This window comes from Sphingobium herbicidovorans (genome assembly GCF_002080435.1).
In the GTDB taxonomy this organism is placed as follows: domain Bacteria; phylum Pseudomonadota; class Alphaproteobacteria; order Sphingomonadales; family Sphingomonadaceae; genus Sphingobium; species Sphingobium herbicidovorans.
The window spans coordinates 1629249-1653006 of sequence record NZ_CP020538.1; the positions used below are offsets into that span (position 1 = coordinate 1629249).

Sequence of the window (23758 nt, forward strand, 5' to 3'; positions counted from 1 at the left end):
GCTCCTTCGGGGTAGGACGGGGCCGCCTATGTCACAAACGGCTGTATGAGACAATGGGTCATTAATGCTGACCAATTTGTTTCATCATCGAAAGGGCCGCTGCCATTGTGCTGGCATCTTGGCGCGGGGCCGCGCGGTCTCTATCCCGCCCCCATGCATCTATTCTCCGACAATGCGACGCCGGTCTGCCCCAATGTGATGGCCGCCATCGCCGCCGCCGATCAGGCCGATCATGGCTATGACGGCGACGCATGGAGCGCGCGGCTGGACGGCGCATTTTCGGACCTGTTCGGTACGCCCGTCCGCGCCCTGTGGGTCACGACCGGGACTGCCGCGAACAGCATCGCGCTGGCCTGCCTCTGCCCGCCCTATGGCGGGATATTCTGCCACGAAGAATCGCATATCGTCGTCGATGAATGCGGTGCGCCCGGCTTTTACACCCATGGCGCGACCCTGATGGCCCTGCCCGGCGAAGGCGCGAAGCTGTCGCCCGCGACGCTGGTGGAACGGTCGAAGGCAATCCGGCCCGATGTGCACCAGGTCCCGGCCCGCGCGATCAGCATTACCCAGGCGACCGAATATGGCTTGGTCTACACGCCCGACGAGGTCGCGGCGATCGGTCGGGTCGCGCGCGACCGTGGGCTGGGACTGCACATGGATGGCGCGCGATTCGCCAATGCTGTCGCCTCTCTGGATTGCCATCCCGGCGATGTCACATGGCGCGCCGGCGTGGACATTCTCACATTCGGCTGCGTCAAGAATGGCGGCATGGCAGGTGAAGCATTGCTGTTCTTCGGGCCGCAGGCGGACGCCCGCGCGGCGGAGGCAGCCCGCTGGCGCAAGCGCGGCGGCCATTTGCTGTCCAAGGGACGCTACCTCGCCGCACAGATCCTCGCCATGCTGGAGGACGACCTCTGGCTGAACAACGCCCGCGCCGCCAACGCCGCAGCCACAGCACTGGCGCAGGCCGTCCCGACGCGCCTGCTTCATCCGGTTCAGGCGAATGAGCTGTTCATCCGCCTTTCCGCCAGCGAAGCCGCCAGCCTGCGCGCGCAAGGGTTCGACTTTTATGATTGGGGCGAAGGGGCCGCGCGCCTCGTCACCAACTGGGCACAGGACGCCGCCAGCGTCCGCCCGCTCGCCGAAGCGCTAAAGGCGCTGCCATGAACGGCCAGGATGCGAAGGGGGGCGTGGTCCTGCCCTTCCTGCTCGTGGTCGTGATCTGGAGTTCCACCTGGATCGTCATTCGCGACCAGCTTGCCGCAGTCCCGCCCAGCTGGTCGGTCTGTTATCGCTTCCTGCTGGGCGCAGCGGGCATGGCGCTATTTGCGCTTGCACGGCGCGTACCCCTGCGCCTGCCGCCCGCGGGCATTGCATTCGCCGCGCTGCTCGGCCTTGCGCAGTTCGTGCTCAACTTCAATTTCGTCTATCGCGCCGAACATTATCTGACATCGGGCATCGTCGCGACGATCTACGCATTGCTGCTGATCCCCAACAGCATCATCGCCTGGATCGCCTTTCGCCAGCCGGTCAGCCGCGCCTTCATCACCGGTTCGCTCGTGGCGACTGCGGGGATAATATTGCTGCTGCTGCGCGAATATCGCGCCGCCCCGGTATCGGCGGACGCCGTGCTGGTGGGCATTGTCCTGAGCGTCGCGGGCCTGCTCAGCGCATCGGCCGCCAATGTGATGCAGGGCATGCAGATCGCCCGCCGCCTGCCGATGGCGGCCGTACTCACCTGGGCGATGCTGATCGGCAGCATGATCGACGCGGCCTATGCCTGGGCGACCGTCGGCCCGCCCGTGATGGAATGGCGCGCGGGTTATCTGCTGGGCATTGCATGGCTGGGGATCGCCGGGTCGGTCATCACCTTCCCCCTCTATTTCCAGCTTATCCAGCGCGTAGGGCCGGGGCGTGCCGCCTATACCAGCGTGCTGATCCCGGTCATCGCGATGCTGATATCAACCGTGCTGGAGGGCTATCGCTGGACCACGCTCAGCGCAGTGGGCGCGATGCTGGCGGTAGGGGGCATGGTGATCGCGCTGCGGGCCAAGTCCGCCTAACGGCGCAGACCCGGCTCATAATGCCGCTTGGCCGCATTCACGCGGTCGATCAGACTGGCGAGCGACTGCTGCGCCGGGGCGGCGCGTTCAGGCGTCGGCAGGCGGCTCATCCGCAGGCTGAGCGCGGCGAAATTGCGGTCTATCGATTCCATGGATGACTGTCCCTGCGAAGCTGTGGGACCATCCATCGCGGGATTTGGTTAACGCGGCGTAAGCAACGCGCCGAACGGTGTCAGCCCGCCTCCGCCAGACAGGCGGCAAGTCCCTCGCGATAGGTAGGATAGCGCGGGGACCAGCCCAGCAGCCGCTTGGCCCGCCCGTTCGCCACCCGCCGGTTCTCGGCATAAAAAGACCGCGCCATCGGCGACAGCGCTGCCTGTTCCAACGTCAGCAGCGGCGGCGCTGGACGGCCCAGCATCGCACAAGCCGCTTCGATCAGGCGGTTTTGCGCGCAGGGCAGGTCGTCGGACAGGTTATAGATACCCGGCGGCCCGTCGAACGAGGCGACGATCCCCTCGCCAATGTCATCGACATGGGCGCGGCTGAACACCTGATCGGGCAGGTCGATGCGATGCGCCCGCCCCTCCCGCACCCGATCCAGCGCGCTGCGGCCCGGTCCGTAAATACCCGGCAGGCGAAACCGGCGCATGTCGGGACGCAGCGCGCCCCAATCGGCATCCGCCCGCACCCGCGCGCCACGCCTGCCGGACCCGGTGGGGCTGCCTTCATCCACCCAGGCGCCTGACGCATCGCCATAAACGCCTGTGGAGGACAGATAGCCGGTCCACAGCGCGGGCGCCGCCGCAATCGCCGCGCCATAGCGGGTCAGCACGGGATCAAACTCGCCCTCGGGCGGTACGGACGAAAGGATATGGGTGGCGCGAGCAATGGCGGCGTGAACCGCGCTCTCGTCATCAAAGGCGATGGACTGCGGATCGGCGGCGCGCCGCACGCCGGCGACTTCCCAGCCCGCCTGCCGCAGCCGGGCGGCCAGGCGGGAGGCGGTATAGCCCATGCCAAGGATCAGCATATGGGGCATAGGGCCAGCCTCCGGGACTAAACCGTGAAGCTCTCGCCGCAGCCGCAGCTGCCCTTGGCATTGGGATTATTGAAGACGAAACCAGCGGTGAAGTCATCCTCCACCCAGTCCATCGTCGATCCGACCAGATAGAGCACCGACCCACCGTCAATGTAGAAAGTGCCGCCGGGCGTTTCGATCTTTTCGTCGAACCTGGTTTCCTCGGTCACATAATCGACCGAATAGGCAAGACCCGAACAGCCACGGCGCGGCGTGGACAGCTTCACCCCGATCGCCCCTTCCGGCGCGCCTGCCATCAGTTCGGCGATACGCGCCTCCGCATTCGGCGTCAGGATGACGGCGGCGGGGCGGGCGCGGGTCTTGGTTTCAATGGTCATCAGAGCATTCCCAGTTCAAGCTTGGCCTCGTCCGACATTTTCTGCGGGTCCCATGGCGGGTCCCAGACAAGGTTCACCTGCGCGTCCCCCACGCCGGGCACCGCCCCCACGCGCAATTCGACTTCCCCCGGCATCGATTCAGCGACCGGGCAATGTGGCGTCGTCAGCGTCATGGTGACGACCGCATGGCCGTCCTCCGTCACATCGACGCCATAGACCAGGCCCAGATCATAGATGTTGACCGGGATTTCCGGGTCGTAGATTTCCTTCAGCGCGTCGATGATCGCATCATACAGGTTGCCGCCCGGCTCGCCCTTGGGCGTTTCGGTGGGACTGGCGTTCAGGAAGCCCTCCAGATAGTCGCGCTGGCGGGGAGCGGCATCGGCCACCTCTTCGACGCGCGCCTTGGGCGGCATGTCCACCGCTTCGACTTCTTCCACCAATATCTTGCGCTCTTCGTTCATCCGAAGATCTTCCTCACTCGTTCAAGCCCCAGGACCAGCGCGTCCACATCGCTGTCGTCGCTATAAATGCCGAAACTGGCCCGGGCGGTTGCTTCCACGCCCAGATGGCGCATCAGCGGTTGCGCGCAATGATGCCCGGCGCGGATCGCGACGCCCGTTTCGTCCAATATGGTGCCCACATCATGCGGATGCACCCCCTCCACCTCGAAGGAGAGGATTCCCGCGCTGTCTTCCGGCCCGAATAGGCGGACGCTGTTCAGGCTTTCCAGCGCCGCCCGCGCCTTCCCCACCAGAGCGCACTCATGGGCGTGGATCGCGTCCAGCCCGATGCCCTGCACATAGTCGATTGCGGCGGACAGCCCGACAACGCCGGTGATGTGCGGCGTCCCCGCCTCGAACCGGGTCGGCGCGGGGGCATAGGTCGTCTTTTCGAACGTCACCTTGTCGATCATCGACCCGCCCCCCTGATAGGGCGGCATGGCGTCGAGCAGTTCCTTGCGGCCCCACAGCACGCCGATGCCGGTCGGGCCATAGAGCTTGTGCGCGGAAAAGACGTAGAAATCGCAATCGAGCGCCTGCACATCGACGGCCAGGCGCGGCACCGCCTGGCAACCGTCGATCAGGATCTTGGCGCCCACCATATGCGCGATGTCGGCGGCGCGGCGTACGTCCAGCACGCTGCCAAGCACGTTGGACACATGGGCCAGCGCGACCATGCGATGCTGCGGCGTGATCATCCCGCGCATCGCGTCCAGATCGATCTTGCCGTCCGCGGTCAGCGGCACGACATCGATATGCGCGCCGATCTTTTCCGCAACGATCTGCCACGGCACGATATTGCTGTGATGCTCCAGCACCGACAGCAGGATGCGGTCCCCCGCCTTCAACTGCGTCCCCGCCCAGCTTTGCGCGACAAGGTTGATGCCTTCGGTCGCGCCCCGGACATAGACGATCTCGCCATCCGACGCCGCGCCGATGAAGTCCGCGACCTTGCGCCGCGCCGCTTCATAGGCCAGCGTCATATTCGCCGACCGCTCATAAACGCCGCGATGCACCGTCGCATAGTCCGGCCCATAGGCGCGGGCGATGGCGTCGATCACCGCATTGGGCTTCTGCGCGGTGGCGGCGCTATCCAGATAGTGCCAGTTGCCGACGCCGGGAAAATCATCCCGCAACCGCAGCCCTTGGGCCAGCTCCGTCATACCAGCGCCTCCAGCTTGGCGATCGCCGCCGCTTCCAGCCTGTCCTTCGCCGCTTCGTCGGAGACATCGTCGAACACGCCAGCGACAAATGCCTTCAGCAGCAGCGTCTTGGCCGTCGCCGGGTCCATGCCGCGCGACGCCATGTAGAACAGCGCCTGCTTGTCCAGTTCGCCAACGGTCGCGCCATGGGCGCATTTGACGTCGTCGGCGTAGATTTCCAGTTCCGGCTTGGCGTTCGCCGTCGCCGTGCGGTCCAGCAACATGGCCTTCACCGACTGGAAGGCATCCGTACGCTGCGCATTGCGCGCGACGTTGATGCTACCCAGATAGCTGCCGGTGGCCCGCTGCCCCAGGATCGACCGGATCGTCTGCCCGCTGGTCGAATCCGGTTGGGCATGCGTGACCGAGGTGATGATCTCCAGCACCTGATCCCCGCCGCCTATGATCGCCCCGTTCAGCTCGAAATGGCTACCCTTGCCCAACGTAACGGCAAAGGTCACGCGCCCCAGCTTGCCGCCGATATTGAGCACATGAAAGTCGCACCGCGCGCCGTCCGCAATGGTGATGACATAATCATGCACCGCGGCCGTCCCCTCTGCTGCATCCTGCAACAGATGATGCCGCGCGGCTTCACCGTCGGCCACATCAATCCGCACCGGCGCAGGCAAAGGCCATAGGGAGGCGACAGCCTCCAGATCGCTGTAGCGCCATTCTTCCTGACGGCGAGTCGGCACAGCAAGAGCGGTCATGCGGGAAGCTCCTCCGCGCCTCCGCGCCTCCGCGTGCACAGAATTTTCTCACGCGGAGACGCGGAGACGCGGAGGAAAAGAGAGATGCCTGCGGCGCTCATGCGGCAGCTACCTCGGCCCCGACCACCTCGGCATAGCCTTCGCGTTCCAGCTCCAGCGCCAGTTCCGGTCCGCCCGATTTCACGATCCGCCCAGCCGCCAGCACATGCACATAGTCCGGCTTCACATAGTCGAGCAGCCGCTGATAATGGGTGATCAGCAGCACCGCCTTGTCGGGCCGCCGCATGATCGCGTTGATGCCCGCGCCCACGATCTTGAGCGCGTCGATGTCGAGGCCCGAATCGGTCTCGTCCAGGATCGCCAGCTTGGGATCGAGGATGCCCATCTGCACCATTTCGGCGCGCTTCTTTTCGCCGCCGGAAAAGCCGACATTCACCGGCCGCTTGAGCATCTCCATGTCGAGACCCAACAGCGCCGCCTTTTCCTTGGCAAGGCGGATGAACTCGCCGCCGTTCAGCTCCTTCTCACCCCGCGCGCGGCGCTGGGAATTCAGGCTCTCGCGCAGGAATTGCAGGTTGGAAACGCCGGGTATCTCCACCGGGTACTGGAATCCCAGGAACAGCCCGGCGGCGGCGCGCTCATGCGGCTCCAGCGCGAACAGGTCCTGTCCATCGAAGGTCGCGCTGCCCCCCGTCACCTCATAATTGGGGCGGCCGCCCAGCGTATAGGCCAGCGTGGACTTGCCCGCGCCGTTCGGCCCCATGATGGCGTGGATCTCGCCCGGATTGATGGACAGCGACAGACCCTTCAGGATCGCCTTGCCGTCAATCTCGTTCGTCAGCTTCTCGATCGTCAGCATGCATTCAACCCTTATGCGCGCGCTGGAGCGTCCGCGCTGTCCAGAAGGCCATGTCCCGCACATCGCCCGGCGCGGGGAACAGCGTGTCGATATGCCGCTTGATCGGCATATAGGGCCACCAGTCCGCACCCGGCTCGGGCGATCCCTTTTCCAGCAATCCGGTCACGAATTCGGTCACCGGTCCCATGCGGGCGAGGTTGGGCGCCTTCGCCTTGTGAAACGCCTTGTCGGTGCGCAGCTTCTCGGTAAAGGCGACGTCGCCTGCTTCAAGCGCCGCGCGGCACTCCGCCTGATAGGCGTCGAGATCGCCGAAATCCTTGCGCGCGCGCGGCTCCAGCTCGCCCTCTTCCAGCTCATAATCCTCGGTCAGGATACGGATCGCGGCGGTCCATGACTGGCCATTGCCGACATCTTCCGCGAAATCGGCCAGGGCATCCTGAATATCGTCTTCGTCGCTCAACTTTCAGTCCTTCAAACTTTCAAATGTCCCCGTCACCCCGGATCAAGTCCGGCATGACGAGGGTAGCGGGAGTGGAGATCACCCGACGCTTCCCTCCAGCGAAATTCCCAGCAATTTCTGCGCTTCCACGGCAAATTCCATCGGCAGCTGTTGCAGCACTTCGCGCGCAAAGCCGTTCACGATCAGACCGACCGCCGCTTCCTGATCCAGCCCGCGCTGCATCGCGTAGAACAGCTGGTCGTCGCTGATCTTGCTCGTCGTCGCCTCATGCTCGATCTGCGCCGAGGGATTACGCACCTCGATATAGGGCACGGTGTGCGCGCCGCACTGGTCGCCCAGCAGCAGGCTGTCGCACTGGGTGAAGTTGCGCACGCCCTCCGCACCCGGCGCGACGCGCACCAGCCCGCGATAGGTGTTGTTGCTGCGCCCGGCGCTGATCCCCTTCGACACGATGGTCGAACGCGAGCCCTTGCCATTGTGGATCATCTTGGTGCCGGTGTCGGCCTGCTGCATGTTGTTGGTCAGCGCGACCGAGTAGAATTCGCCCACGCTATTCTCGCCGTTCAGTACGCAGCTGGGATATTTCCATGTGATCGCGGAGCCGGTTTCCACCTGCGTCCAGCTGACCTTGCTATTGCGGCCTTGACACAGCGCCCGCTTGGTCACGAAATTATAGATGCCGCCCTTGCCGTTCTCGTCGCCCGGATACCAGTTCTGGACGGTGGAATATTTGATCTCCGCATCGTCCAGCGCGACCAGCTCGACCACGGCCGCGTGCAGCTGATTCTCGTCGCGCATCGGCGCGGTGCAGCCTTCCAGATAGGACACATAGCTGCCCTCGTCCGCGACGATCAAAGTGCGTTCGAACTGGCCCGTATTTTCCGCATTGATACGGAAATAGGTCGACAACTCCATCGGGCAGCGCACGCCCTTGGGGATGTAGACGAAGGTGCCGTCGGAAAAGACCGCGCAGTTCAATGTGGCGAAATAATTGTCGTGCATCGGCACGACCTTGCCCAGCCACTTCCTGATAAGGTCGGGATATTCGCGCACCGCCTCGCTGATCGAGCGGAAGATGACCCCTGCTTCCTCCAGCTCCTTGCGGAAGGTGGTAGCGACCGACACGCTGTCGAACACCGCGTCAACGGCGACCCTGCGGCTGCCCTTCACCCCGGCCAGCACTTCCTGCTCGGCGATGGGGATGCCCAGCTTCTGATAGGTCGCCAAAATCTCCGGATCGACCTCATCCAGCGAATTCAGCTCCGCCTTCTTCTTGGGCTCGGCGTAATAATAAGCGTCCTGATAGTCTATCGGCGGGATGTTCAGCTTGGCCCAGTCCGGCGCTTCCATCGTCTGCCACAGGCGAAACGCCTTCAACCGCCATTCGAGCAGCCATTCCGGCTCCTTCTTCTTGGCGGAAATGAAACGGACCGTATCCTCGTTCAGCCCCTTGGGCGCGAAATCCTGTTCGATGGCCGATGACCAGCCATGCTCATAGGCGGATGCGCGCTCGGCGGCCTCATGCGCTTCCAGGTTGCGGATGGTGGTGGTCTCTTCGGTCATAGCGCGGTTTGTTTCTCGACTTCATCGGCCGGAAGGGACGCCTCAAGCGGCGTCGAAGGGCTCGAAACGAACGGAGGTTGGGGCATGTCTTGTGTCAGGCTGGCGATCGTCACGCCTGCCAGCGCCAATCGGATCGCGTCATTGGCGACGTTCATATGCGGCCGGACGCGGCACTCCTGCTCCAGCAAACAGTCATGCGCGCCATGTTCGGCGCAGGCGGTCATGGCGATCGGCCCTTCCACCGCTTCGACCACATCGGCCAGCGTGATGGTCGCTGGCGGTCGCGCCAGCCTTACCCCACCGCCCGTACCACGGCTCGATTCCAGCAGCCCGGCGGACGACAGCCGGCTCACCAGCTTCTGCGCGGTGGGAAGCGGGATGCCGGTTTCCGCCGCCAGCGTGGTGGCGTTCATCCGCGTCCCGCCGCAATGCCGCGCGGCGGCGGACATCAGCACCACGGCATAATCTGCGAAACTCGACAGCCTCATATCGACAAAGCGCCCTGCGTTGCGAACCATTCTCAAATCGGATCGAATCCATCCGATTGCTCATGTGGTCGCGCGGCCCTTCGGAATCAAGCCATTTTTGCGCCGATTGGCAGATCAGCTGAAGCGGTTCAGCACCGCTACGTCGCCGCCCAGCGAACGCCGCAGCAGCGTCAATTGCGCTACCGCCGTCGGCTCCGTCTGCAACTGGTGCGGGGTCAGTCCGATGAAATGCTTGATCTCCCGGATGAAATGGGACTGGTCGTAAAAACGCCCGTCCTCGCACAGTTCCTGCCAGCTATGCCCATCCAGCGCGATCCGCGCACTGCACCGCAACGCCCGATATTTCCGCGCGAGCAGCTTGGGCGGGCAGCCATAATAGCGGTTGGTCAGCCGTGCGAGTTGACGCGGCGAAAGCCCGGTCCGCTCGACCAGCGCCCCGATCCGCGGCGATCCTTCGCCCATCAACCACCCGTCCACCGCTTCCAGCAGCCGCCAGGTCGTGGTGGGCAGCGGAGCCACCCATTTGTCCAGCGCGGACCAGCAATGCTCCGCAACAGCCTCATCCTCATCGATGGTCCGCAACTGCGACAACAATGCCGCAAGCGCGCCCTCATGCTCCACGCTCAGGTCGCGTAGCCGATCCGCCAGCGCGCTGGCGTCACCCCCTTCCAGGCTCACCCAGCCCGCAGGCAGCAGCGATATGCCAACCACATGGGATGGGCCATCCAGTTCAAAACGCGTCGCGCCCAGCGTCGGACCCAACAGGCAGATTTCAGGCGTCGGCTTCGTCTTTCCATCGTGGAAATGATAATTGCCGCTGCCCTGCACCATGAAGCGCAGCTGCGGCACGTCGGCACGGGTCACATCCGAATAATGGCCGGCGCTTTCGGTGAAGATATAGAGTGATCCGAAATATGCGCGCAAATGTTCGGGAGGCGCGAAATAGCGTAGTCGTACCGGCCCCTGTGCCGCTTCTACCGTATAGGAAAGCGGCGTCTCCGTATCTTTCGGCAAACTGCTTTGCATCCCCCCGGACGCCCGATCGCGTTGTAGCCCCATACTCACCCCATTGGCCCACTATGAAGCTTATCCTCGACCACGCAAGAGCAATAGAAGGGGGAGAGCGGATTTTTCCGAATCGCTTCGTAAAAAAATGACCCGGCGGTTTTATCCGCCGGGCCAGTAAAAGGTCTCGTCAGCCAAATGGCTTAGAGCCTTCGGGTCGCGGGACTCTCATAAGTCCGAATCGGAGATGGATGATTGGATGGATCGGACATAGTTCGATCTGAATTGGAACGATTCTGCACCAATCGCGCTCAATAACCCCCTTCCTGGGCAACTGTGGCGTTCTTGCCACAACGACTCGACGGCGGCTTTGCGCGCTGGCATAGCGCGCTTCATGTCGTACAGCCTCGTCCGCCCGCTTTTCTTCGCCCTCGACGCCGAACGCGCGCATCATCTGTCGATCGCGCTGCTTCGCCTGATGCCCACGCCGGCCCCGGCCCGCCCCGATCCTGCCCTGGCGCAGACCGTAGCGGGCATCCACTTCCCCAATCCGGTCGGCCTGGCGGCGGGATATGACAAGGAAGGGCTGGTCGCCCACAAGATGCACGGGCTGGGCTTCGGCTTTACCGAACTGGGCACGCTGACGCCGATGCCCCAGCCGGGCAATCCCCAGCCGCGCCTTTTCCGACTGGTCGAGGATCGCGCGGTCATCAATCGCATGGGCTTCAACAATGGCGGCCTCGCCGCGGCGGCCGAACGCGTGGCAAAACGCCGCCGTCCGGCAGGGGATGACCCTGCGCCCGTGGTTGGCATCAATATCGGCGCGAACAAGGACGCGGCCGACCGGATCGCCGATTATGTGACGGGCGTCACCTGCATGGCGCCGCTCGCCGACTATCTGACTGTCAATATCTCCTCGCCGAACACGCCGGGCCTGCGCGCCTTGCAGGATCGCGCCGCGCTCGACCAGTTGCTGGGGGCCGTCATGGCCGCGCGGGGGGCTGACAGGACGCCCATCTTCCTGAAAGTCGCGCCCGACCTGGAGCCTGCCGATGTCGAAGATATCGCCGCCGCCTGCCTCGACCATTGGGTCGATGCGCTGATCGTGTCCAACACCACCATTTCCCGGCCATCGCTCCGGTCTGCCCATGCCGGGGAAAGCGGCGGCCTGTCCGGCGCGCCGCTCACGGACCTGTCGCTCCAGCGGCTCCGCGATTTCCGGGCGATATTGGGCGACCGCCTGCCGCTGATCGGCGTCGGCGGCATCGCGACGGCAGAGCAGGCCTACGCCCGGCTGCGCGCCGGGGCCAGCCTGATCCAGCTTTACAGCGCACTGGTCTACGAAGGGCCTTATCTGCCCAAGCGCATCAATGCGGGCCTCAAAAAGCTGATGGCGCGCGACGGCTTCACCCATATCGGCCAGGTCATCGGCATCGACGCCTGACCGAACGCACTTGCAGCATTGGGGACGAACGATAGGGTGGCGCGCATGACGCTCCGCCTTGCCACGCTGCTGGCCCCCATTGCCCTCGCTCTCCTGCCGACCGCGCCACTCGCCGCGCGGGAGCCGGTCGCGCTCAACGCCACCGTGTCCGCCGCCGACCCGCGCGCCGCCGCCGCCGGACAGGACATGCTGCGCCGGGGCGGCAGCGCCACGGATGCCGCCATCGCCATGATGCTCGCCCTCAATGTCGTCGAACCGCATAATAGCGGCATCGGCGGCGGCGGCTTCCTGATGCATCATGATGGCGAGACGGGCCTGCTCGAATCGCTCGACGGCCGCGAAACCGCTCCGGCGGCGGCGCGGCCCGATCGTTTCATCGGCCCGGATGGACAGCCGCTCTCCTTTCGCTCGGCCTGGCCCGGCGGCTATTCGGTGGGCGTACCGGGCAATGTGCGCCTTGCCTTCGAAGCGCATCGCAAATGGGGAAGGCTTCCCTGGGCCACCCTGTTCGATCCGGCGATCCGCCTTGCCGAAGAGGGTTTCGAGGTCCGCCAGCGGCTCGACACCGCGATGAAGGCGGTTGCCCCCGTCTGGGCCGACTTCCCGGAGATACAGAAATATTTCTGGATCGACGGCGCGCCCGCCCCCCTGGGTACGACGCTCAAAAATCCGCCGCTCGCCGCCCTGTTCCGCCGCATCGCCGCAGAGGGACCGGACGCCTTCTACACCGGCGAAATGGCGCGGACGATCGCCAGCACAGTCACCAACGCGCCCAAAAATCCCGTGCCGATGACGGAAGCGGACCTTGCCGCCTATCAGGTGAAGGCGCGCAAGCCCGTCTGCGGTCCTTATCGCGCCTACACCATCTGCGGCATGGGTCCGGCGTCATCGGGGGGCGTCACCGTCCTGCAGATAATGGGCATGGTCGAACGCTTTCCGCTTGGGCAATGGGGCAAGGACGATGCCCGTTCCTGGCACGTCATCGGCGAAGCCATGCGCCTCGCCTATGCCGACCGCGAAACATGGCTCGGCGATCCCGACTATGTCTCCGTGCCGATCGCGGGCCTCATCGACCCCGCCTATCTCAAGCAGCGTTCCGCCCAGATCGCGCTGGGCCGCGCCCTCAACGACTATCGCCCCGGCACGCCGCCGGGCGCCCAGCCGCGCACCAGCGCCAAGCCCCAGCCCGAAAGCGGCACCAGCCATTTCGTCGCCGTCGACCGCAATGGCGACATCGCCGCCTGGACCTCCACCATCGAAAGCTTCTTCGGCAGCCAGCTGATCGCCAACGGCGTCATCCTGAACAATGAACTGACCGATTTCAGCTTCACGCCGGAAAAGAACGGCGCGCCCGTCGCCAACCGGGTGGAGCCGGGCAAGCGCCCCCTGTCCTCCATGTCGCCGACCATCGTCTATGACGCAAAGGGCACGCCCGTCTTCACCGTCGGCGCGGCGGGCGGGCGCACCATCATCATGCAGGTCGCAAAGGCGCTGATCGCCCATTTCGACTGGGGCCTGTCCGCGCAGGATTCGATTGCGCTCGGCCTGCAATTTTTCAACGCCAACGGCCTCGTCCTCGAAAAGGGCACCGCGCTGGAATCGATGAAGGCCCCGCTCGAAGCCTGGGGCCACAAGGTGACTATCGCTCCCATGGGCCTCAAGGCCAACGCCGCTGAACGCACCCCCGACGGCCATTGGCAAGGCGCAGCCGATCCGAGGAGTCCGGGCGTTTCCCTGCAGGAATAAGGCCATCCCCCCGTCATCCCAGCGAAAGCTGGGATGACGGTCTGTCGATAATCGTCACTGCCTCAAATTCAGCCCCGCCACGTTGAACGCAAAAGGAAAAGTCTGGTCCTTCGGCCCCACGACCAGATCGACCTTCACCACCTTGTTGCCCTGCACCGCCTCATAAGCCTTGGCGGCGGGAAGCACCGCGATCCCGTCCTTGTTCTCGGTCATCCGCCCGCGCCAGTCATGGCGCTTGCCATCGTCGGTCGTCGCCGTGACCCGGCAATCGGACAGGTCGCAGCTGAAGGGCGCGCCGACCAACTTCACCGTCACTTCCCCGCCGCCCTCAGACGTCGACTGCACCAGCAGAACGGAGAATGTGTCCTCCGCGGTCATGGTCGGCACGCTGTTGGCGCTGCCGATGTAGGCGAGCTTCGCCTTCCCGCCTTCGCCGCCTTCATATTTCCACTGCTGGCCGATCTGCTCGCGCTGGGTAGGGGTTTTATCCTCGCCCGAACAGGCCGCGATCATCCCGACCGCCGCCAGCGCCATAATACCGCGCATCGCGCGTCTCCTTTGTCCGTTTCGCCTGCGTAAAGGAGAACGCGTATCGGGCAGGAGGTTTCCACCTTAGGCGGTATCGACGTTCAGATGATGGGGAGCCGAAAACGGTGGTTTTCCGTGACCCGAAGCGCAGCCTACTCATAGTAGGTGAGCATCGGAAGCGCGGAAAATCGCCGTTTGCAGGCCGCCAGGGCTGAACGTCGATACCGCCTAGCTGTAGCGGTCCGCGGTCTGGCGGATAAGCGCGATCATATTGGGGATGCCCTGTGTTCGATTGGAGCTGAGCTGATTTTTGAGGTCGAACGGCGCAAGCGCCCCTTCGATGTCGGCGGCGCTGATCGCGGCGGGCGTCTGGTCCTGCACGGTCAGCAGCACCAGAGCGATAATCCCCTTGGTGATTGCGGCATTGCTGTCCGCCAGGAAATGCAGCCGCCCATCGTCGAGCACGGTGGGATAGACCCACACCGCCGCCGAACAGCCCCGCACCAGCGTCGCGTCGGTCTTGAGCGCGTCGGGCATCGGCTCCAGCGCACGGCCCAAGTCGATCAGCAACCGATAACGGTCATCGGCGTCCAGAAATTCATATTCTTCCTGAAGATCGGCAAGGGCAGGCACATCGGTCATGCCCTCGCATATAGGCGGAAAAGCGGCGTGCGAAAGCCGCTTTTCCTCTCAAATATCCACGCCCGCCGCGATAGCCTCCAGCTTGCGGATCCGTTCCTTAAGGTCCGCCACTTCGATCCGGGCGCTGGCGGAAGGCGGCGTCTCGCCGTCCGCCCGCGCCAGCTCCGCGCGCTTCAGCTCCAGCCAGCCGCTCCAGCCCCGCAACGACGCCACGGCAATGATCGTCAGCGCCAGCAACCCGCTCAGCGCCAGGATCGTCATCGAAACAGGCTCGCTCATCCCGTCCCTCCTCAATTGCGCTCAGCGCAGGCTGTCGATTTCGTCCGCCAGACGGCGGTTGCGGCTGGTGTAGAAAGCCTCGATATCCGCCAGCCGCCGGTCGATGTCGCGGAATTTGGACCGGACATCGCGCGCGGATCGCGCGGGGTTTGACCGCACGCCCTGCCAGAATTTCTCGTCATCCCGGTCGGAATAGAGGCCTGCGGGCTTGTTCTCGGCGAAATAGGCGGCGGCGAAATAGGCGATCAGCGACCAGGGAAAGGCGCCCATCAGCGTCACCAGCACCGCGCCGACCCGCACCCACGTCACATCGACGCCGGTATAGTCGGCGATGCCGGCGCAAACGCCCATCCATTTGCCATTCTGCTTGTCGAGGTAGAATTTGGTGCGGCGGGCAGCCATGTCAGTTCCTCCCGTGGAGATTTTGGCGGTCGAAATCATAGGCGTCGTCCTGCGGCGGGCGCGACGGGCGGAAATCGGGCCGGAAATCGGGGTTGTCGGCCGCGACGATCCGCTCAACCGTCTGCAACCTGTCCTCCAGCCGCCGGGCGAGCAGGTGCAGCTCGTCCAGCAACTGCTCATCCTCATCGGTGATCTTGGGCGCCTGCCTCCATTTGGTCGTATAATGCAGGATCAGCCAGGGCATGCCGATGAACAGCATGCCGACGACGGCGATCGGGACGATGATATCTTCCATCACCTCATGCCCCCGTGCTGCTGTTCATGCTGGCCTTCAGCGCCGCCAGTTCGGCGTCCACCCTGTCTGCGGACTGAAGGTCGGCAATCTCTTCCTCCAGGCTCTTCTTGCCCTGCCCCATGCCCAAGGCGTCGGCGCGCCCTTCGGCCATGTCGACCCGGCGCTCCAGCATGTCGAACCGGGCAAAGGCCTCGTTCACCTTTTCGCCGGCATAGGCTTCGCGCATCCGCAGCCGATTGTGCGCGCTTTCCATGCGGGTGACCAGGCTGTTCTGCCGGGTCCGCGCCTCGCGCAGCTTGGCCTGCAACTTGGCGATATCCTCCTCCGAAACCTTGAGCGCCTCGTCCAGCACCTCGATCTCGTGCGACAGCTGATCGGCCATGTCGGTGGCCTTCTGCTTTTCCACCAGCGCCGCCTTGGCCAGATCCTCGCGATCCTTGCTCAGCGCCAGCTGCGCCTTTTCGGTCCAGCTTTCCTGCAATCCCCGCAGCTTGTCGATATGGCGGCGCATCTCCTTCTGGTCGGCGATGGTGCGGGCGGCGGACGCACGCACCTCGACCAGCGTTTCCTCCATCTCCAGGATGATCATGCGGATCATCTTGGCCGGGTCTTCCGCCCGGTCGAGCAGGTCGGTGACATTGGCGGCGATAATGTCGCGCGTGCGTGAAAAAATACCCATCGGAACTGCAATCCTTCCGTTCAACGGCTTCACGCCACCGCATTGCAGAAGCCGTGCCAATTGCAGCGAAGCCCGGATTTGCGCACTATTCCCTCGCCGCCCACCGATAGGACTTGCCAATATGTAGGGATTTTCACCATATATTGGGAATGGAACGCAACACCCAGTTCATCGGCCAGTCGCTCGCTTTCCTCGACGCGGTCGAGCAGGCCGGGCGCGCGGCCGAGCTCAACCGCCCGGTGCTGGTCATCGGCGAACGCGGCACGGGCAAGGAACTGATCGCCGAACGGCTCCACCGGCTGTCCCCGCGCTGGGGCGAACCGCTCATCATCATGAACTGCGCCGCGCTGCCCGAAACGCTGATCGAAGCGGAACTGTTCGGCCATGAACAGGGCGCTTTCACCGGCGCGACCCGCGCGCGGGCGGGCCGGTTCGAGGACGCGGACGGCGGCACCCTCTTCCTCGACGAACTGGCGATGCTGTCCATGGCCGCGCAGGAAAGGCTGCTGCGCGTCATCGAATATGGCGAAGTCACCCGGATCGGCTCGTCCCGCCCCATGACCATCGACGCGCGCATCGTCGCCGCCACCAATGAAGATCTGCCCGCGCTGGCGGAATCGGGCCGCTTCCGCGCCGACCTGCTCGACCGCCTGAGCTTTGAAGTCATCACCCTGCCGCCGCTGCGCGCGCGCGAAGGCGATGTGGCGGTGCTGGCCGACCATTTCGGGCGGCGCATGGCGGCAGAGCTGGGCTGGCCGCAATGGCCCGGCTTCTCCCCCGCCTGCATGGCCGATCTGGATGCGCACCCCTGGCCCGGCAATGTCCGCGAACTGCGCAATGTGGTGGAGCGCGCCGTCTATCGCTGGAACCAGCCCGCGCGCCCGGTCGCGGCTATCATATTCGACCCCTTCGCCTCGCCCTGGAAGCCTCAGGCCGCCGCGCCGCGCGCGCCGTCAGGGGACGCTGTCCCAACTCCCGCGACGATCCCCGCGCCTGTCACCGATCTGCGCGCGGCGGTCGATGCGCATGAAGCGGCCCTCGTCCAGGCCGCGCTGGAACGCCACCGCTACAACCAGCGCGCCACGGCCAGATCGCTCGGCCTCAGCTACGACCAGCTACGTCACTGCCTGAAAAAGCACGGCCTCAACCCGGCCTGACCGGTCAGCGCGTCGGCACCGGCTCCGCGCCCGAATAGTCGTAAAAGCCCTTGCCGGTCTTGCGCCCCAGCCAGCCAGCCTCGACATATTTCACCAGCAGCGGCGCCGGGCGATATTTGGAATCGCCCGTCGTTGATCGCAGCACGTTCAATATCTCCAGGCAGGTATCCAGCCCGACGAAATCCGCCAGCGTCAGTGGCCCCATCGGGTGGTTCAGCCCCAGCCGCACGCCCATGTCGATGTCGCGAATGCCCGCGACGCCCTCGCCCAGAGCGAACACCGCCTCATTGATCATCGGCAACAGGATGCGGTTCACCACGAAGCCGGGGGAATCGAACGCCTGCACGACATTCTTGCCCAGCCGCGCAATATAGGCCTCGACCGACGCCACCGTCTCGTCCGACGTGGCGAGGCCGCGGATCAGCTCGATCAGCGCCATCACCTGCACGGGGTTGAAGAAGTGGATGCCCACGAACAGCTTTGGATCGGGCACAACCTGCGCCAGCCGCGTGATCGGGATGGACGATGTGTTGGTCGCCAGGATCGTGCCGGGCGTAACCACTGCGCCGACATTGGCGAAGATGCTGCGCTTCACCTCCTCCCGCTCGGTCGCCGCCTCGATCACCAGCTGCGCCCCGGCCAGTGGCGTCAGGTCGCCGCTCGCGCGGATGCGGGCAAAGGCAGCCTCGGACTCTTGCGGGGTCAGCTTGCCCTTCTCCACCGCGCGAGCCAGCTGGCGCGAGATGCCCTGCAGCCCCTTTTGCGCACGCTCCAGATCGACATCGCACAGGATCACGTCATAACCGGCCTGCGCCGTGACCTGGGCGATGCCTGCGCCCATCTGCCCGGCGCCGATGACGCCGACTGTGCGAATGTCGGTCATGCTAATATCTCCGCGTAAATCAACTTGCCGCCCCACTAGCGGCAAGGGAGGCAAGGGACCAGAGCTTTTGCGCGCCAATCACAGCAGCGGCTGCGTTAACGGGCCATGAGCGCCGCCACCCGATGGGACGGAAGGCCCCACCCTCTCGACAGGCTGGTTTGAAATGGGTGATTTCGGCCTTTGCGTGCCGCGCGCTAGATGGTTAAAAGGCCGCGCATGTCCGTATCAGCGTCCATGCCCGTACCGGCGGCCGGAAGGTTCATCGCCGCCGTGCATCACTTTGCGCTGCGCGTTTATTTTGAGGATACGGACCTTTCCGGCATGGTCTATCACGCCAACTATCTGCGCTACATGGAACGCGCCCGATCCGACATGCTGCGCGCAGCGGGCATCGACCAGCGCGCCGCGCAGGAGGACGGGACCGGCGTCTATGCCGTCACCGACCTGAAAATCGCCTACAAGCGGCCCGCGCGGCTCGATGACGACCTGCTGGTCGAAAGCCGCGTGACCGCAATTCGCCCCGTCGCCTGCACCATTCATCAGAGAGTCAGGCGCGGCGATGAAATACTGACGGACGGCGAAGTCTGCGTCGCCTTCCTGACACGCCAGGGCCGCCCGACGCGGCAGCCGAAGCCCTGGATCGACATTTTCAGCTGCTTGATGAGAGGGGAAGACATCAACCCATGAGCCTTTCGATGCCCGACCTAGGCGCGGCGGTCGGCGCCGCCACCGACGCTGCGACCATTTCGCCGCTCGCCCTGTTCCTGCAGGCGGATATCGTCGTGAAGGTGGTGATGCTGGGCCTTGTGCTCGCCAGCATCTGGACCTGGGCGATGATCATCGGCTTCAGCGTCACGCTGCGCAAAGCCAGCCGCCAGAGCAGCAGCTTTGAAGAGGATTTCTGGAAGGCGGAGGATATCGACCGCTTCTATGAAGCGCGCGGCAAGTCCGACTTCCCCGCCGCCAAGGTGATGGCCGCAGGCGTCACCGAATGGCGCAGGTCAACCGCGCAGAAGGTGATCGACCGCGACGGCACGCGCGACCGGCTCGGGACGGCCATGTCCAGCATGATCGCGGCGGAAGTCGATCGCCTGTCCGACCGACTCAACATCCTCGCCACCATCGGCGCCGTCGCGCCGTTCGTCGGCCTGTTCGGCACCGTCTGGGGCATCATGCGCGCCTTCACCGCCATCGCGAAGGAACAGAACAGCTCGCTCGCGGTCGTCGCGCCCGGCATTGCCGAGGCCCTGTTCGCCACCGCCATCGGCCTGTTCGCGGCGATTCCGGCAGTCATCGCCTACAACCGCTTCAGCCACGGCATCAACCGCATGGAATCAAAGCTGACCCGCTTTGCCGACGGCTTCTATTCGACGCTCAGCCGCGAACTGGAAGCCCAGCGGTGACGGTCAACATCACCCCCTCCCCCGTCATCCCAGCGAAAGCCGGGATCTCAGGCGGCGTAGTGCGCATTATGAGGCACGAGATGCCAGCCTCCGCTGGCATAACGAGCCGGACGGAGGCCGCATAATGGCCATGTCCGGCCCGCCCTCTCATCGTCGTGGCCGTGGCCGCGCGCCGATGGCCGACATCAACGTCACGCCACTGGTCGATGTCATGCTGGTGTTGCTCATCATCTTCATGGTGACGGCCCCGCTGCTCGTCACCGGCGTTCCCGTGAACCTGCCCGAAACCCGCGCCAAGGGGCTGGATCAGGACCAGAAGCCGACCATCGTCTCCATCGACCGCGACGGCGGCCTTTATATCGACGAAGCCGAAGTCAGCGACGCCGACCTGCCGGGCCGCCTGGCCGAAATCACCTCCGCCAATGCGGGCAAGGCGGAACCGCCGCAGATATTCCTGCGCGCCGACACCGGCCTCGACTATGGCCGGGTGATGCGGGTCATGGGCGAACTGAACCGCGCGGGCCTGAACAAGGTGGCGCTGGTCAGCACCGGGGGCAACGACGCCGCGCTCGGCGACGGTTCAGAATAGGGGCATAGGGTTCGGGCATGGAACGCGCGGAGAAGATCGGCCTTGGCGTGGCGAGCGCGGGACATGTCCTGCTGTTCGGCTTGCTGTCCGTCGGCTTTCTCGCCACCCCCAATCCCCTGAAACTGAACTCGCCGCCCATGGACGTCAGCCTGGTGGACGATGCCGCGCTCCAGTCCACCGCGCCCCAGGTCTCGCTCCAGCCCCCGCCGCCCAGCGTCGCGCCGGACGAAGGCCCGACCGAGGATGCAGCGCCCGCGCCGGTCCCGGAGCCTGCTCCCGCACCTGAGCCGGAACCGACGCCAGCACCGCCGCCGCCAAAGCCTGCGCCTCCCAAAAAGGCGGAAAAGCCGACACCCGCCAAGCCCAAGCCCGCGCCGGCGAAAAAGGAAGTGGCGAAGGCCACGCCAAAGCCCAAGCCCGCCCCTGCAAAGCCCGCAGCCAAGCCCGCACCGTCAAAGGCGAAGCCCGCCGCCAAGCCCAAGGCGAATGCCCCTGCGCGCGCGTCCGGGCAGGGCAAGGCGGAAAAACCGAAAGGCTCGCTGCTCGGCAAGGATTTCCTGAAAGGCATCGACACCGAAGCCGACGCCCCGCGCAAGGCCGCGCCGCCGCCCGCCGCTGCCATGGGGCCCGCGCAAAAGGCCGCGCTCGACCGCCTGATCAGCGACCAGATCTACCGCCACCTGAAACTCCCCTCCGGCGCGGACGTCGAACTGCTGGTCGCCTTTCTTGAGGTAAGGCTCGACCGCAATGGCCGGGTGATCGGCAGGCCGGAGGTTCTCGATATACAGGGCAGGACCGCCAGCAACAGCCCGCAGGTTTCCATCTACAAGGAACGTGCAGTGCAGGCCGTGCTTCAGGCATCCCCTTTCCGGGGGTTGCCTGCCGAATATTATGACCAGTGGAACTGGCTCAAACCCCTCAGAGTCTATGCAAGGAAAGCGCGATGAAACGCTTCGGAATAACCGCACTGCTTGCCCTTTGCGCAGCCTTTGCCCCCTCGGCACTCGCCCAGCTGTCTGTGGATGTGACGGGTGAGATTGAGAGCAACCTGAAAATCGTCGTCCCCGCCCTGCCCGCGCAGGCGGAAGTTTCGACGCCGGCGGGCTCATCCACCGACCTTGGTCGCAAGATCGCCGAAGTCATCGCCACGGACCTTAAAGGCTCCGGCCTGTTCGATCCGTCCGGGCCCGGCGGCATCCCGACCATCGCTTTCCCCGAAGTCACCAACCCCGCCTATGACAAATGGGGCGCCTATCAGGCGCTGGTGCAGGGCTTTGTCCGCACCACCGGCGGCGAAGCGGACATCACCGTCGGCTGTTACCTCTATGACGTCGCGCTGAAACAGGAACTGACCCGTCAGGGCTTCATCGTCGCGCCCCGCGACTGGCGGCGCGCCGCGCATAAATGCGCCGACGCCATCTACGCCCGCCTGTCGGGGGAAAGCCCCTTCTTCGACAGCCGCATCGCCTATATCGCGGAGAGCGGGCCCAAGGGGAACCGCACCAAGCGCCTCGCCATCATGGATAGCGATGGCGCGAACCACCGCTTCATCACCAACGGCCAGTCGATTGCGCTCACCCCGCGCTTCTCGCCCGACTACAAGTCGATCGTCTATGTCAGCTATCTGGGCAGCCGGGTGCGCATCTATGTCTATGACATCGGCAGCGGCCGTCAGCGGCTCGTCACCGAAAGCAACAATGCGACTTTCGCGCCGCGCTGGTCGCCCGATGGCCGCAACATCCTCTTTTCCATGGCGGTCGCGGGCAATACCGACATCTACCGCGTGTCGGCGCAGGGTGGCCAGCCGGTCCGCCTCACCACCGCGCCGGGCATCGACGTCGGCGGCAGCTATTCGCCCGATGGCGCACGCATCGTCTTTGAAAGCGACCGTTCCGGCAGCCAGCAAATCTACGTCATGAACGCCGACGGCTCCGGCCAGCGCCGCATCAGCCATGGCGGCGGCCGCTATGCCACGCCCGAATGGAGCCCGCGCGGCGACCTGATCGCCTTCACGAAGATTTCGGGCGACTTCAAGATCGCCGTCATGACGCCGGACGGCGGCAATGAGCGCATATTGACCAGCGGCTGGCAGGATGAACAGCCGACCTGGTCGCCCAATGGCCGCGTCCTGCAATATTTCCGCACCACGCCCGGTCGCAACGGCTCCAGCCAGGTCTGGCAGGTCGATCTTACCGGGGTCAACGAACGCCGCATCCCCACCCCGCTCAGCGGCTCGGACCCTGCCTGGGGTCCATTGCTGCCCTGACAGGGAACCACATCGTCGCGAAGGCGTAACGAACCCATACCTCTCTTAAGGAGACCGCCATGAAACTCACCCGCCCCCTTCTCATCGCAGGATGCGTCCTGGCCCTCGCCGCCTGCGGCAAGAAAGCGCCCAAGGATCTGCCTCCCCCGCCGCCCACCGACACCAGCGCCCAGACCGGGACCGACATTGGCGGGACCAGTGGTGTGGTGAAGGGCAGCCAGCAGGATTTCGTCGCCTCCGTCTCGTCCGACCGCATCTTCTTCGACACCGACCAATATGATGTCGACATGCAGGACCAGCAGACATTGCAGAGCCAGGCCGCCTGGTTGCAGCAGAACCCCAATGTCCGCGTCACGATCGAAGGCCATGCCGACGAACGCGGCACCCGCGACTACAACATCGCCCTGGGCGAACGCCGCGCCAACGCCGCGAAAAACTATCTCGCATCGCTCGGCATCGATCCCAGCCGCATCAATACCGTCAGCTATGGCAAGGAACGCCCCGCCGCGCTGGGTTCCGACGAAGCCTCCTGGGCGCAGAACCGCCGCGCGGTGACCGTCACCGTTCAATATTGATCGCTCTTCGGGCGGGCGGCTCGCCTGCCCCAGGGGTGCGATGAACTCTGGGAATATCCCGCCGGCGCAGGATCGGCGGGATTTCCTTTGCCTTCAAGCGGTCCGGAAGGGGCGACCGCTCACCAAAGGCGCACGCAAGCGCTCAGCACCGCTGGCGGCGCTCGGCGATTCGGCGACCGAACAGTTCCAACAGGTTCGCCGTAATCTCGATGGCGGCATCGGGCACCCCGTCCAGCAGTTCGCGCCGCAAGCCATCAAGCCGTTCCTCGATCAGCCCGGCCAGCTCCTTGCCCGCCGCAGTAAAGCGGATGGTATTGGATCGCTTGTCATCGGGATTGGGCACGCGCTCCACCAGCGCCATCGCCTCCAACTGATCCAGCGTCCTGACCAGCGACGGCTGGGTGATCCCAAGCAGCTGCGCCAGATCCGCCTGCCGCGCCTCGGCGCCCAGCCGATCCAGATGCACAAGGCACCAGCCCGCGCTATTGGATACCCGAAATTCCGCCAACGCCTCATCAGCCAGCGCCCGCCAGCTACGCGCCAACAAAGGCAACTTCCGCGCCAGCGCGCGCTCCATCTCCAATCGTGACATCTAATTTAG

At 64.8% G+C, this 23758-nt stretch carries 30 protein-coding genes; 11 read left to right on the forward strand and 19 right to left on the reverse strand.

Features of this window, described 5'->3' with window-relative positions; genetic code table 11:
* Positions 1-153: 153 nt before the first annotated feature.
* Entirely contained in the window at positions 154-1167 is a 1014-nt protein-coding gene (locus tag B6S01_RS07840; RefSeq protein WP_037465343.1) for a threonine aldolase family protein, read from the forward strand.
* Positions 1164-2063 (forward strand): DMT family transporter, encoded by a 900-nt coding sequence (locus B6S01_RS07845; RefSeq protein ID WP_037465346.1) that lies wholly within the window; start codon positions 1164-1166, stop codon positions 2061-2063. Before B6S01_RS07840 ends, B6S01_RS07845 begins: the two co-directional genes overlap by 4 nt.
* On the opposite strand, the gene B6S01_RS21315 is transcribed toward B6S01_RS07845, so the two are convergent.
* The 11 genes from B6S01_RS21315 to B6S01_RS07895 all read right to left on the reverse strand — a co-directional run bounded on the left by B6S01_RS21315 (position 2060) and on the right by B6S01_RS07895 (position 10290).
* Positions 2060-2215 carry a hypothetical protein gene (locus tag B6S01_RS21315; protein ID WP_169802870.1) on the reverse strand — a complete coding sequence of 52 codons (156 nt, stop codon included), beginning with the start codon at positions 2213-2215 and terminating at the stop codon, positions 2060-2062. The two genes, B6S01_RS07845 and B6S01_RS21315, sit on opposite strands and share 4 nt — an antisense overlap.
* An 80-nt stretch (positions 2216-2295) precedes the next feature.
* On the reverse strand, positions 2296-3102 hold the full coding sequence (locus B6S01_RS07850; protein WP_037465349.1) for a Rossmann-fold NAD(P)-binding domain-containing protein: 807 nt from the start codon (positions 3100-3102) through the stop codon (positions 2296-2298).
* Positions 3103-3119: 17 nt separating this feature from the next.
* Positions 3120-3479 carry a HesB/IscA family protein gene (locus B6S01_RS07855; RefSeq protein WP_037465351.1) on the reverse strand — a complete coding sequence of 120 codons (360 nt, stop codon included), beginning with the start codon at positions 3477-3479 and terminating at the stop codon, positions 3120-3122.
* Entirely contained in the window at positions 3479-3943 is a 465-nt protein-coding gene (locus B6S01_RS07860; protein WP_037465353.1) for an SUF system Fe-S cluster assembly protein, read from the reverse strand. The genes B6S01_RS07855 and B6S01_RS07860 overlap by 1 nt, the downstream gene beginning before the upstream one ends.
* Entirely contained in the window at positions 3940-5145 is a 1206-nt protein-coding gene (locus B6S01_RS07865; protein ID WP_037465356.1) for an aminotransferase class V-fold PLP-dependent enzyme, read from the reverse strand. Before B6S01_RS07865 ends, B6S01_RS07860 begins: the two co-directional genes overlap by 4 nt.
* Complete coding sequence (locus B6S01_RS07870; RefSeq protein ID WP_037465358.1) at positions 5142-5894, reverse strand: SufD family Fe-S cluster assembly protein; 753 nt, start codon at positions 5892-5894, stop codon at positions 5142-5144. The genes B6S01_RS07865 and B6S01_RS07870 overlap by 4 nt, the downstream gene beginning before the upstream one ends.
* A 97-nt stretch (positions 5895-5991) precedes the next feature.
* A complete protein-coding gene (gene sufC / locus B6S01_RS07875; RefSeq protein WP_037465360.1) occupies positions 5992-6753 on the reverse strand; it encodes a Fe-S cluster assembly ATPase SufC in 762 nt (253 codons plus the stop codon).
* A 4-nt stretch (positions 6754-6757) separates the two neighbouring features.
* On the reverse strand, positions 6758-7213 hold the full coding sequence (locus B6S01_RS07880) for a hypothetical protein (protein ID WP_037465363.1): 456 nt from the start codon (positions 7211-7213) through the stop codon (positions 6758-6760).
* 78 nt (positions 7214-7291) lie between these two features.
* Positions 7292-8776, reverse strand: coding sequence for a Fe-S cluster assembly protein SufB (sufB, locus tag B6S01_RS07885; protein ID WP_037465364.1), 1485 nt, complete (start codon positions 8774-8776; stop codon positions 7292-7294).
* Positions 8773-9264 carry an RrF2 family transcriptional regulator gene (locus tag B6S01_RS07890; protein WP_051908233.1) on the reverse strand — a complete coding sequence of 164 codons (492 nt, stop codon included), beginning with the start codon at positions 9262-9264 and terminating at the stop codon, positions 8773-8775. The genes sufB and B6S01_RS07890 overlap by 4 nt, the downstream gene beginning before the upstream one ends.
* Before the next feature lie 114 nt (positions 9265-9378).
* Entirely contained in the window at positions 9379-10290 is a 912-nt protein-coding gene (locus B6S01_RS07895; protein WP_231567987.1) for a helix-turn-helix domain-containing protein, read from the reverse strand.
* Positions 10291-10663: 373 nt separating this feature from the next.
* Here B6S01_RS07895 and B6S01_RS07900 point away from each other — a divergent pair, with 373 nt between their 5' ends.
* Together B6S01_RS07900 and ggt are read left to right on the forward strand one after the other, a co-directional pair.
* Positions 10664-11713, forward strand: coding sequence for a quinone-dependent dihydroorotate dehydrogenase (locus tag B6S01_RS07900; RefSeq protein WP_037465446.1), 1050 nt, complete (start codon positions 10664-10666; stop codon positions 11711-11713).
* 45 nt (positions 11714-11758) lie between these two features.
* Complete coding sequence (ggt, locus tag B6S01_RS07905) at positions 11759-13459, forward strand: gamma-glutamyltransferase (RefSeq protein WP_037465368.1); 1701 nt, start codon at positions 11759-11761, stop codon at positions 13457-13459.
* A gap of 54 nt (positions 13460-13513) precedes the next feature.
* Here ggt and B6S01_RS07910 read toward each other — a convergent pair whose 3' ends face one another.
* From B6S01_RS07910 to pspA, 6 genes are all read right to left on the reverse strand, one after another.
* Positions 13514-14005 carry a hypothetical protein gene (locus tag B6S01_RS07910; protein WP_037465371.1) on the reverse strand — a complete coding sequence of 164 codons (492 nt, stop codon included), beginning with the start codon at positions 14003-14005 and terminating at the stop codon, positions 13514-13516.
* A gap of 210 nt (positions 14006-14215) precedes the next feature.
* Positions 14216-14629 (reverse strand): SufE family protein, encoded by a 414-nt coding sequence (locus B6S01_RS07915; RefSeq protein WP_037465373.1) that lies wholly within the window; start codon positions 14627-14629, stop codon positions 14216-14218.
* A gap of 48 nt (positions 14630-14677) precedes the next feature.
* On the reverse strand, positions 14678-14908 hold the full coding sequence (locus tag B6S01_RS07920; RefSeq protein WP_037465378.1) for a hypothetical protein: 231 nt from the start codon (positions 14906-14908) through the stop codon (positions 14678-14680).
* Between the two features lie 21 nt (positions 14909-14929).
* Positions 14930-15310, reverse strand: coding sequence for an envelope stress response membrane protein PspC (pspC, locus tag B6S01_RS07925; protein WP_037465381.1), 381 nt, complete (start codon positions 15308-15310; stop codon positions 14930-14932).
* A 1-nt stretch (position 15311) separates the two neighbouring features.
* Positions 15312-15605, reverse strand: a complete 294-nt coding sequence (gene pspB / locus B6S01_RS07930) for an envelope stress response membrane protein PspB (RefSeq protein ID WP_037465384.1) — start codon at positions 15603-15605, stop codon at positions 15312-15314.
* 4 nt (positions 15606-15609) lie between these two features.
* On the reverse strand, positions 15610-16284 hold the full coding sequence (gene pspA / locus B6S01_RS07935) for a phage shock protein PspA (protein ID WP_037465388.1): 675 nt from the start codon (positions 16282-16284) through the stop codon (positions 15610-15612).
* A gap of 149 nt (positions 16285-16433) precedes the next feature.
* Here pspA and pspF point away from each other — a divergent pair, with 149 nt between their 5' ends.
* On the forward strand, positions 16434-17441 hold the full coding sequence (gene pspF, locus B6S01_RS07940) for a phage shock protein operon transcriptional activator (protein ID WP_037465391.1): 1008 nt from the start codon (positions 16434-16436) through the stop codon (positions 17439-17441).
* A gap of 4 nt (positions 17442-17445) precedes the next feature.
* Here the strand turns inward: pspF and B6S01_RS07945 are convergent, their stop codons facing one another.
* Entirely contained in the window at positions 17446-18324 is an 879-nt protein-coding gene (locus tag B6S01_RS07945) for a 3-hydroxyacyl-CoA dehydrogenase NAD-binding domain-containing protein (protein ID WP_037465393.1), read from the reverse strand.
* A gap of 216 nt (positions 18325-18540) precedes the next feature.
* On the opposite strand from B6S01_RS07945, the gene ybgC reads away from it, so the two are divergent.
* The 6 genes from ybgC to pal all read left to right on the forward strand — a co-directional run bounded on the left by ybgC (position 18541) and on the right by pal (position 23157).
* Positions 18541-19011 carry a tol-pal system-associated acyl-CoA thioesterase gene (gene ybgC, locus B6S01_RS07950; protein ID WP_037465397.1) on the forward strand — a complete coding sequence of 157 codons (471 nt, stop codon included), beginning with the start codon at positions 18541-18543 and terminating at the stop codon, positions 19009-19011.
* The gene (gene tolQ / locus B6S01_RS07955; protein ID WP_037465401.1) at positions 19008-19727 is read left to right on the forward strand and encodes a protein TolQ; all 720 of its coding nucleotides are present in this window, start codon (positions 19008-19010) and stop codon (positions 19725-19727) included. The genes ybgC and tolQ overlap by 4 nt, the downstream gene beginning before the upstream one ends.
* 124 nt (positions 19728-19851) lie before the next feature.
* Positions 19852-20316 (forward strand): protein TolR, encoded by a 465-nt coding sequence (gene tolR / locus B6S01_RS07960; protein ID WP_037465404.1) that lies wholly within the window; start codon positions 19852-19854, stop codon positions 20314-20316.
* Between the two features lie 17 nt (positions 20317-20333).
* Positions 20334-21263, forward strand: coding sequence for a hypothetical protein (locus tag B6S01_RS07965; RefSeq protein WP_037465406.1), 930 nt, complete (start codon positions 20334-20336; stop codon positions 21261-21263).
* Positions 21260-22582, forward strand: a complete 1323-nt coding sequence (gene tolB / locus B6S01_RS07970) for a Tol-Pal system beta propeller repeat protein TolB (RefSeq protein ID WP_037465410.1) — start codon at positions 21260-21262, stop codon at positions 22580-22582. Before B6S01_RS07965 ends, tolB begins: the two co-directional genes overlap by 4 nt.
* A gap of 59 nt (positions 22583-22641) precedes the next feature.
* Positions 22642-23157 carry a peptidoglycan-associated lipoprotein Pal gene (gene pal / locus B6S01_RS07975; RefSeq protein ID WP_037465413.1) on the forward strand — a complete coding sequence of 172 codons (516 nt, stop codon included), beginning with the start codon at positions 22642-22644 and terminating at the stop codon, positions 23155-23157.
* Positions 23158-23299: 142 nt separating this feature from the next.
* Here pal and B6S01_RS07980 read toward each other — a convergent pair whose 3' ends face one another.
* Positions 23300-23749, reverse strand: a complete 450-nt coding sequence (locus tag B6S01_RS07980) for a MarR family transcriptional regulator (protein ID WP_037465415.1) — start codon at positions 23747-23749, stop codon at positions 23300-23302.
* Between the last annotated feature and the right edge of the window lie 9 nt (positions 23750-23758).

What these genes read in the sequence shown, in the direction of transcription:
- B6S01_RS07840 (WP_037465343.1), top strand. Translation starts at nt 154, where the DNA reads ATGCATCTATTCTCCGACAATGCGACGCCGGTCTGCCCCAATGTGATG.
- B6S01_RS07845 (WP_037465346.1), top strand. Translation starts at nt 1,164, where the DNA reads ATGAACGGCCAGGATGCGAAGGGGGGCGTGGTCCTGCCCTTCCTGCTC.
- B6S01_RS21315 (WP_169802870.1), bottom strand. Translation starts at nt 2,215, where the DNA reads ATGGAATCGATAGACCGCAATTTCGCCGCGCTCAGCCTGCGGATGAGC.
- B6S01_RS07850 (WP_037465349.1), bottom strand. Translation starts at nt 3,102, where the DNA reads ATGCCCCATATGCTGATCCTTGGCATGGGCTATACCGCCTCCCGCCTG.
- B6S01_RS07855 (WP_037465351.1), bottom strand. Translation starts at nt 3,479, where the DNA reads ATGACCATTGAAACCAAGACCCGCGCCCGCCCCGCCGCCGTCATCCTG.
- B6S01_RS07860 (WP_037465353.1), bottom strand. Translation starts at nt 3,943, where the DNA reads ATGAACGAAGAGCGCAAGATATTGGTGGAAGAAGTCGAAGCGGTGGAC.
- B6S01_RS07865 (WP_037465356.1), bottom strand. Translation starts at nt 5,145, where the DNA reads ATGACGGAGCTGGCCCAAGGGCTGCGGTTGCGGGATGATTTTCCCGGC.
- B6S01_RS07870 (WP_037465358.1), bottom strand. Translation starts at nt 5,894, where the DNA reads ATGACCGCTCTTGCTGTGCCGACTCGCCGTCAGGAAGAATGGCGCTAC.
- sufC (WP_037465360.1), bottom strand. Translation starts at nt 6,753, where the DNA reads ATGCTGACGATCGAGAAGCTGACGAACGAGATTGACGGCAAGGCGATC.
- sufB (WP_037465364.1), bottom strand. Translation starts at nt 8,776, where the DNA reads ATGACCGAAGAGACCACCACCATCCGCAACCTGGAAGCGCATGAGGCC.
- B6S01_RS07890 (WP_051908233.1), bottom strand. Translation starts at nt 9,264, where the DNA reads ATGAGGCTGTCGAGTTTCGCAGATTATGCCGTGGTGCTGATGTCCGCC.
- B6S01_RS07895 (WP_231567987.1), bottom strand. Translation starts at nt 10,290, where the DNA reads ATGCAAAGCAGTTTGCCGAAAGATACGGAGACGCCGCTTTCCTATACG.
- B6S01_RS07900 (WP_037465446.1), top strand. Translation starts at nt 10,664, where the DNA reads ATGTCGTACAGCCTCGTCCGCCCGCTTTTCTTCGCCCTCGACGCCGAA.
- ggt (WP_037465368.1), top strand. Translation starts at nt 11,759, where the DNA reads ATGACGCTCCGCCTTGCCACGCTGCTGGCCCCCATTGCCCTCGCTCTC.
- B6S01_RS07910 (WP_037465371.1), bottom strand. Translation starts at nt 14,005, where the DNA reads ATGCGCGGTATTATGGCGCTGGCGGCGGTCGGGATGATCGCGGCCTGT.
- B6S01_RS07915 (WP_037465373.1), bottom strand. Translation starts at nt 14,629, where the DNA reads ATGACCGATGTGCCTGCCCTTGCCGATCTTCAGGAAGAATATGAATTT.
- B6S01_RS07920 (WP_037465378.1), bottom strand. Translation starts at nt 14,908, where the DNA reads ATGAGCGAGCCTGTTTCGATGACGATCCTGGCGCTGAGCGGGTTGCTG.
- pspC (WP_037465381.1), bottom strand. Translation starts at nt 15,310, where the DNA reads ATGGCTGCCCGCCGCACCAAATTCTACCTCGACAAGCAGAATGGCAAA.
- pspB (WP_037465384.1), bottom strand. Translation starts at nt 15,605, where the DNA reads ATGGAAGATATCATCGTCCCGATCGCCGTCGTCGGCATGCTGTTCATC.
- pspA (WP_037465388.1), bottom strand. Translation starts at nt 16,284, where the DNA reads ATGGGTATTTTTTCACGCACGCGCGACATTATCGCCGCCAATGTCACC.
- pspF (WP_037465391.1), top strand. Translation starts at nt 16,434, where the DNA reads ATGGAACGCAACACCCAGTTCATCGGCCAGTCGCTCGCTTTCCTCGAC.
- B6S01_RS07945 (WP_037465393.1), bottom strand. Translation starts at nt 18,324, where the DNA reads ATGACCGACATTCGCACAGTCGGCGTCATCGGCGCCGGGCAGATGGGC.
- ybgC (WP_037465397.1), top strand. Translation starts at nt 18,541, where the DNA reads ATGTCCGTATCAGCGTCCATGCCCGTACCGGCGGCCGGAAGGTTCATC.
- tolQ (WP_037465401.1), top strand. Translation starts at nt 19,008, where the DNA reads ATGAGCCTTTCGATGCCCGACCTAGGCGCGGCGGTCGGCGCCGCCACC.
- tolR (WP_037465404.1), top strand. Translation starts at nt 19,852, where the DNA reads ATGGCCATGTCCGGCCCGCCCTCTCATCGTCGTGGCCGTGGCCGCGCG.
- B6S01_RS07965 (WP_037465406.1), top strand. Translation starts at nt 20,334, where the DNA reads ATGGAACGCGCGGAGAAGATCGGCCTTGGCGTGGCGAGCGCGGGACAT.
- tolB (WP_037465410.1), top strand. Translation starts at nt 21,260, where the DNA reads ATGAAACGCTTCGGAATAACCGCACTGCTTGCCCTTTGCGCAGCCTTT.
- pal (WP_037465413.1), top strand. Translation starts at nt 22,642, where the DNA reads ATGAAACTCACCCGCCCCCTTCTCATCGCAGGATGCGTCCTGGCCCTC.
- B6S01_RS07980 (WP_037465415.1), bottom strand. Translation starts at nt 23,749, where the DNA reads ATGTCACGATTGGAGATGGAGCGCGCGCTGGCGCGGAAGTTGCCTTTG.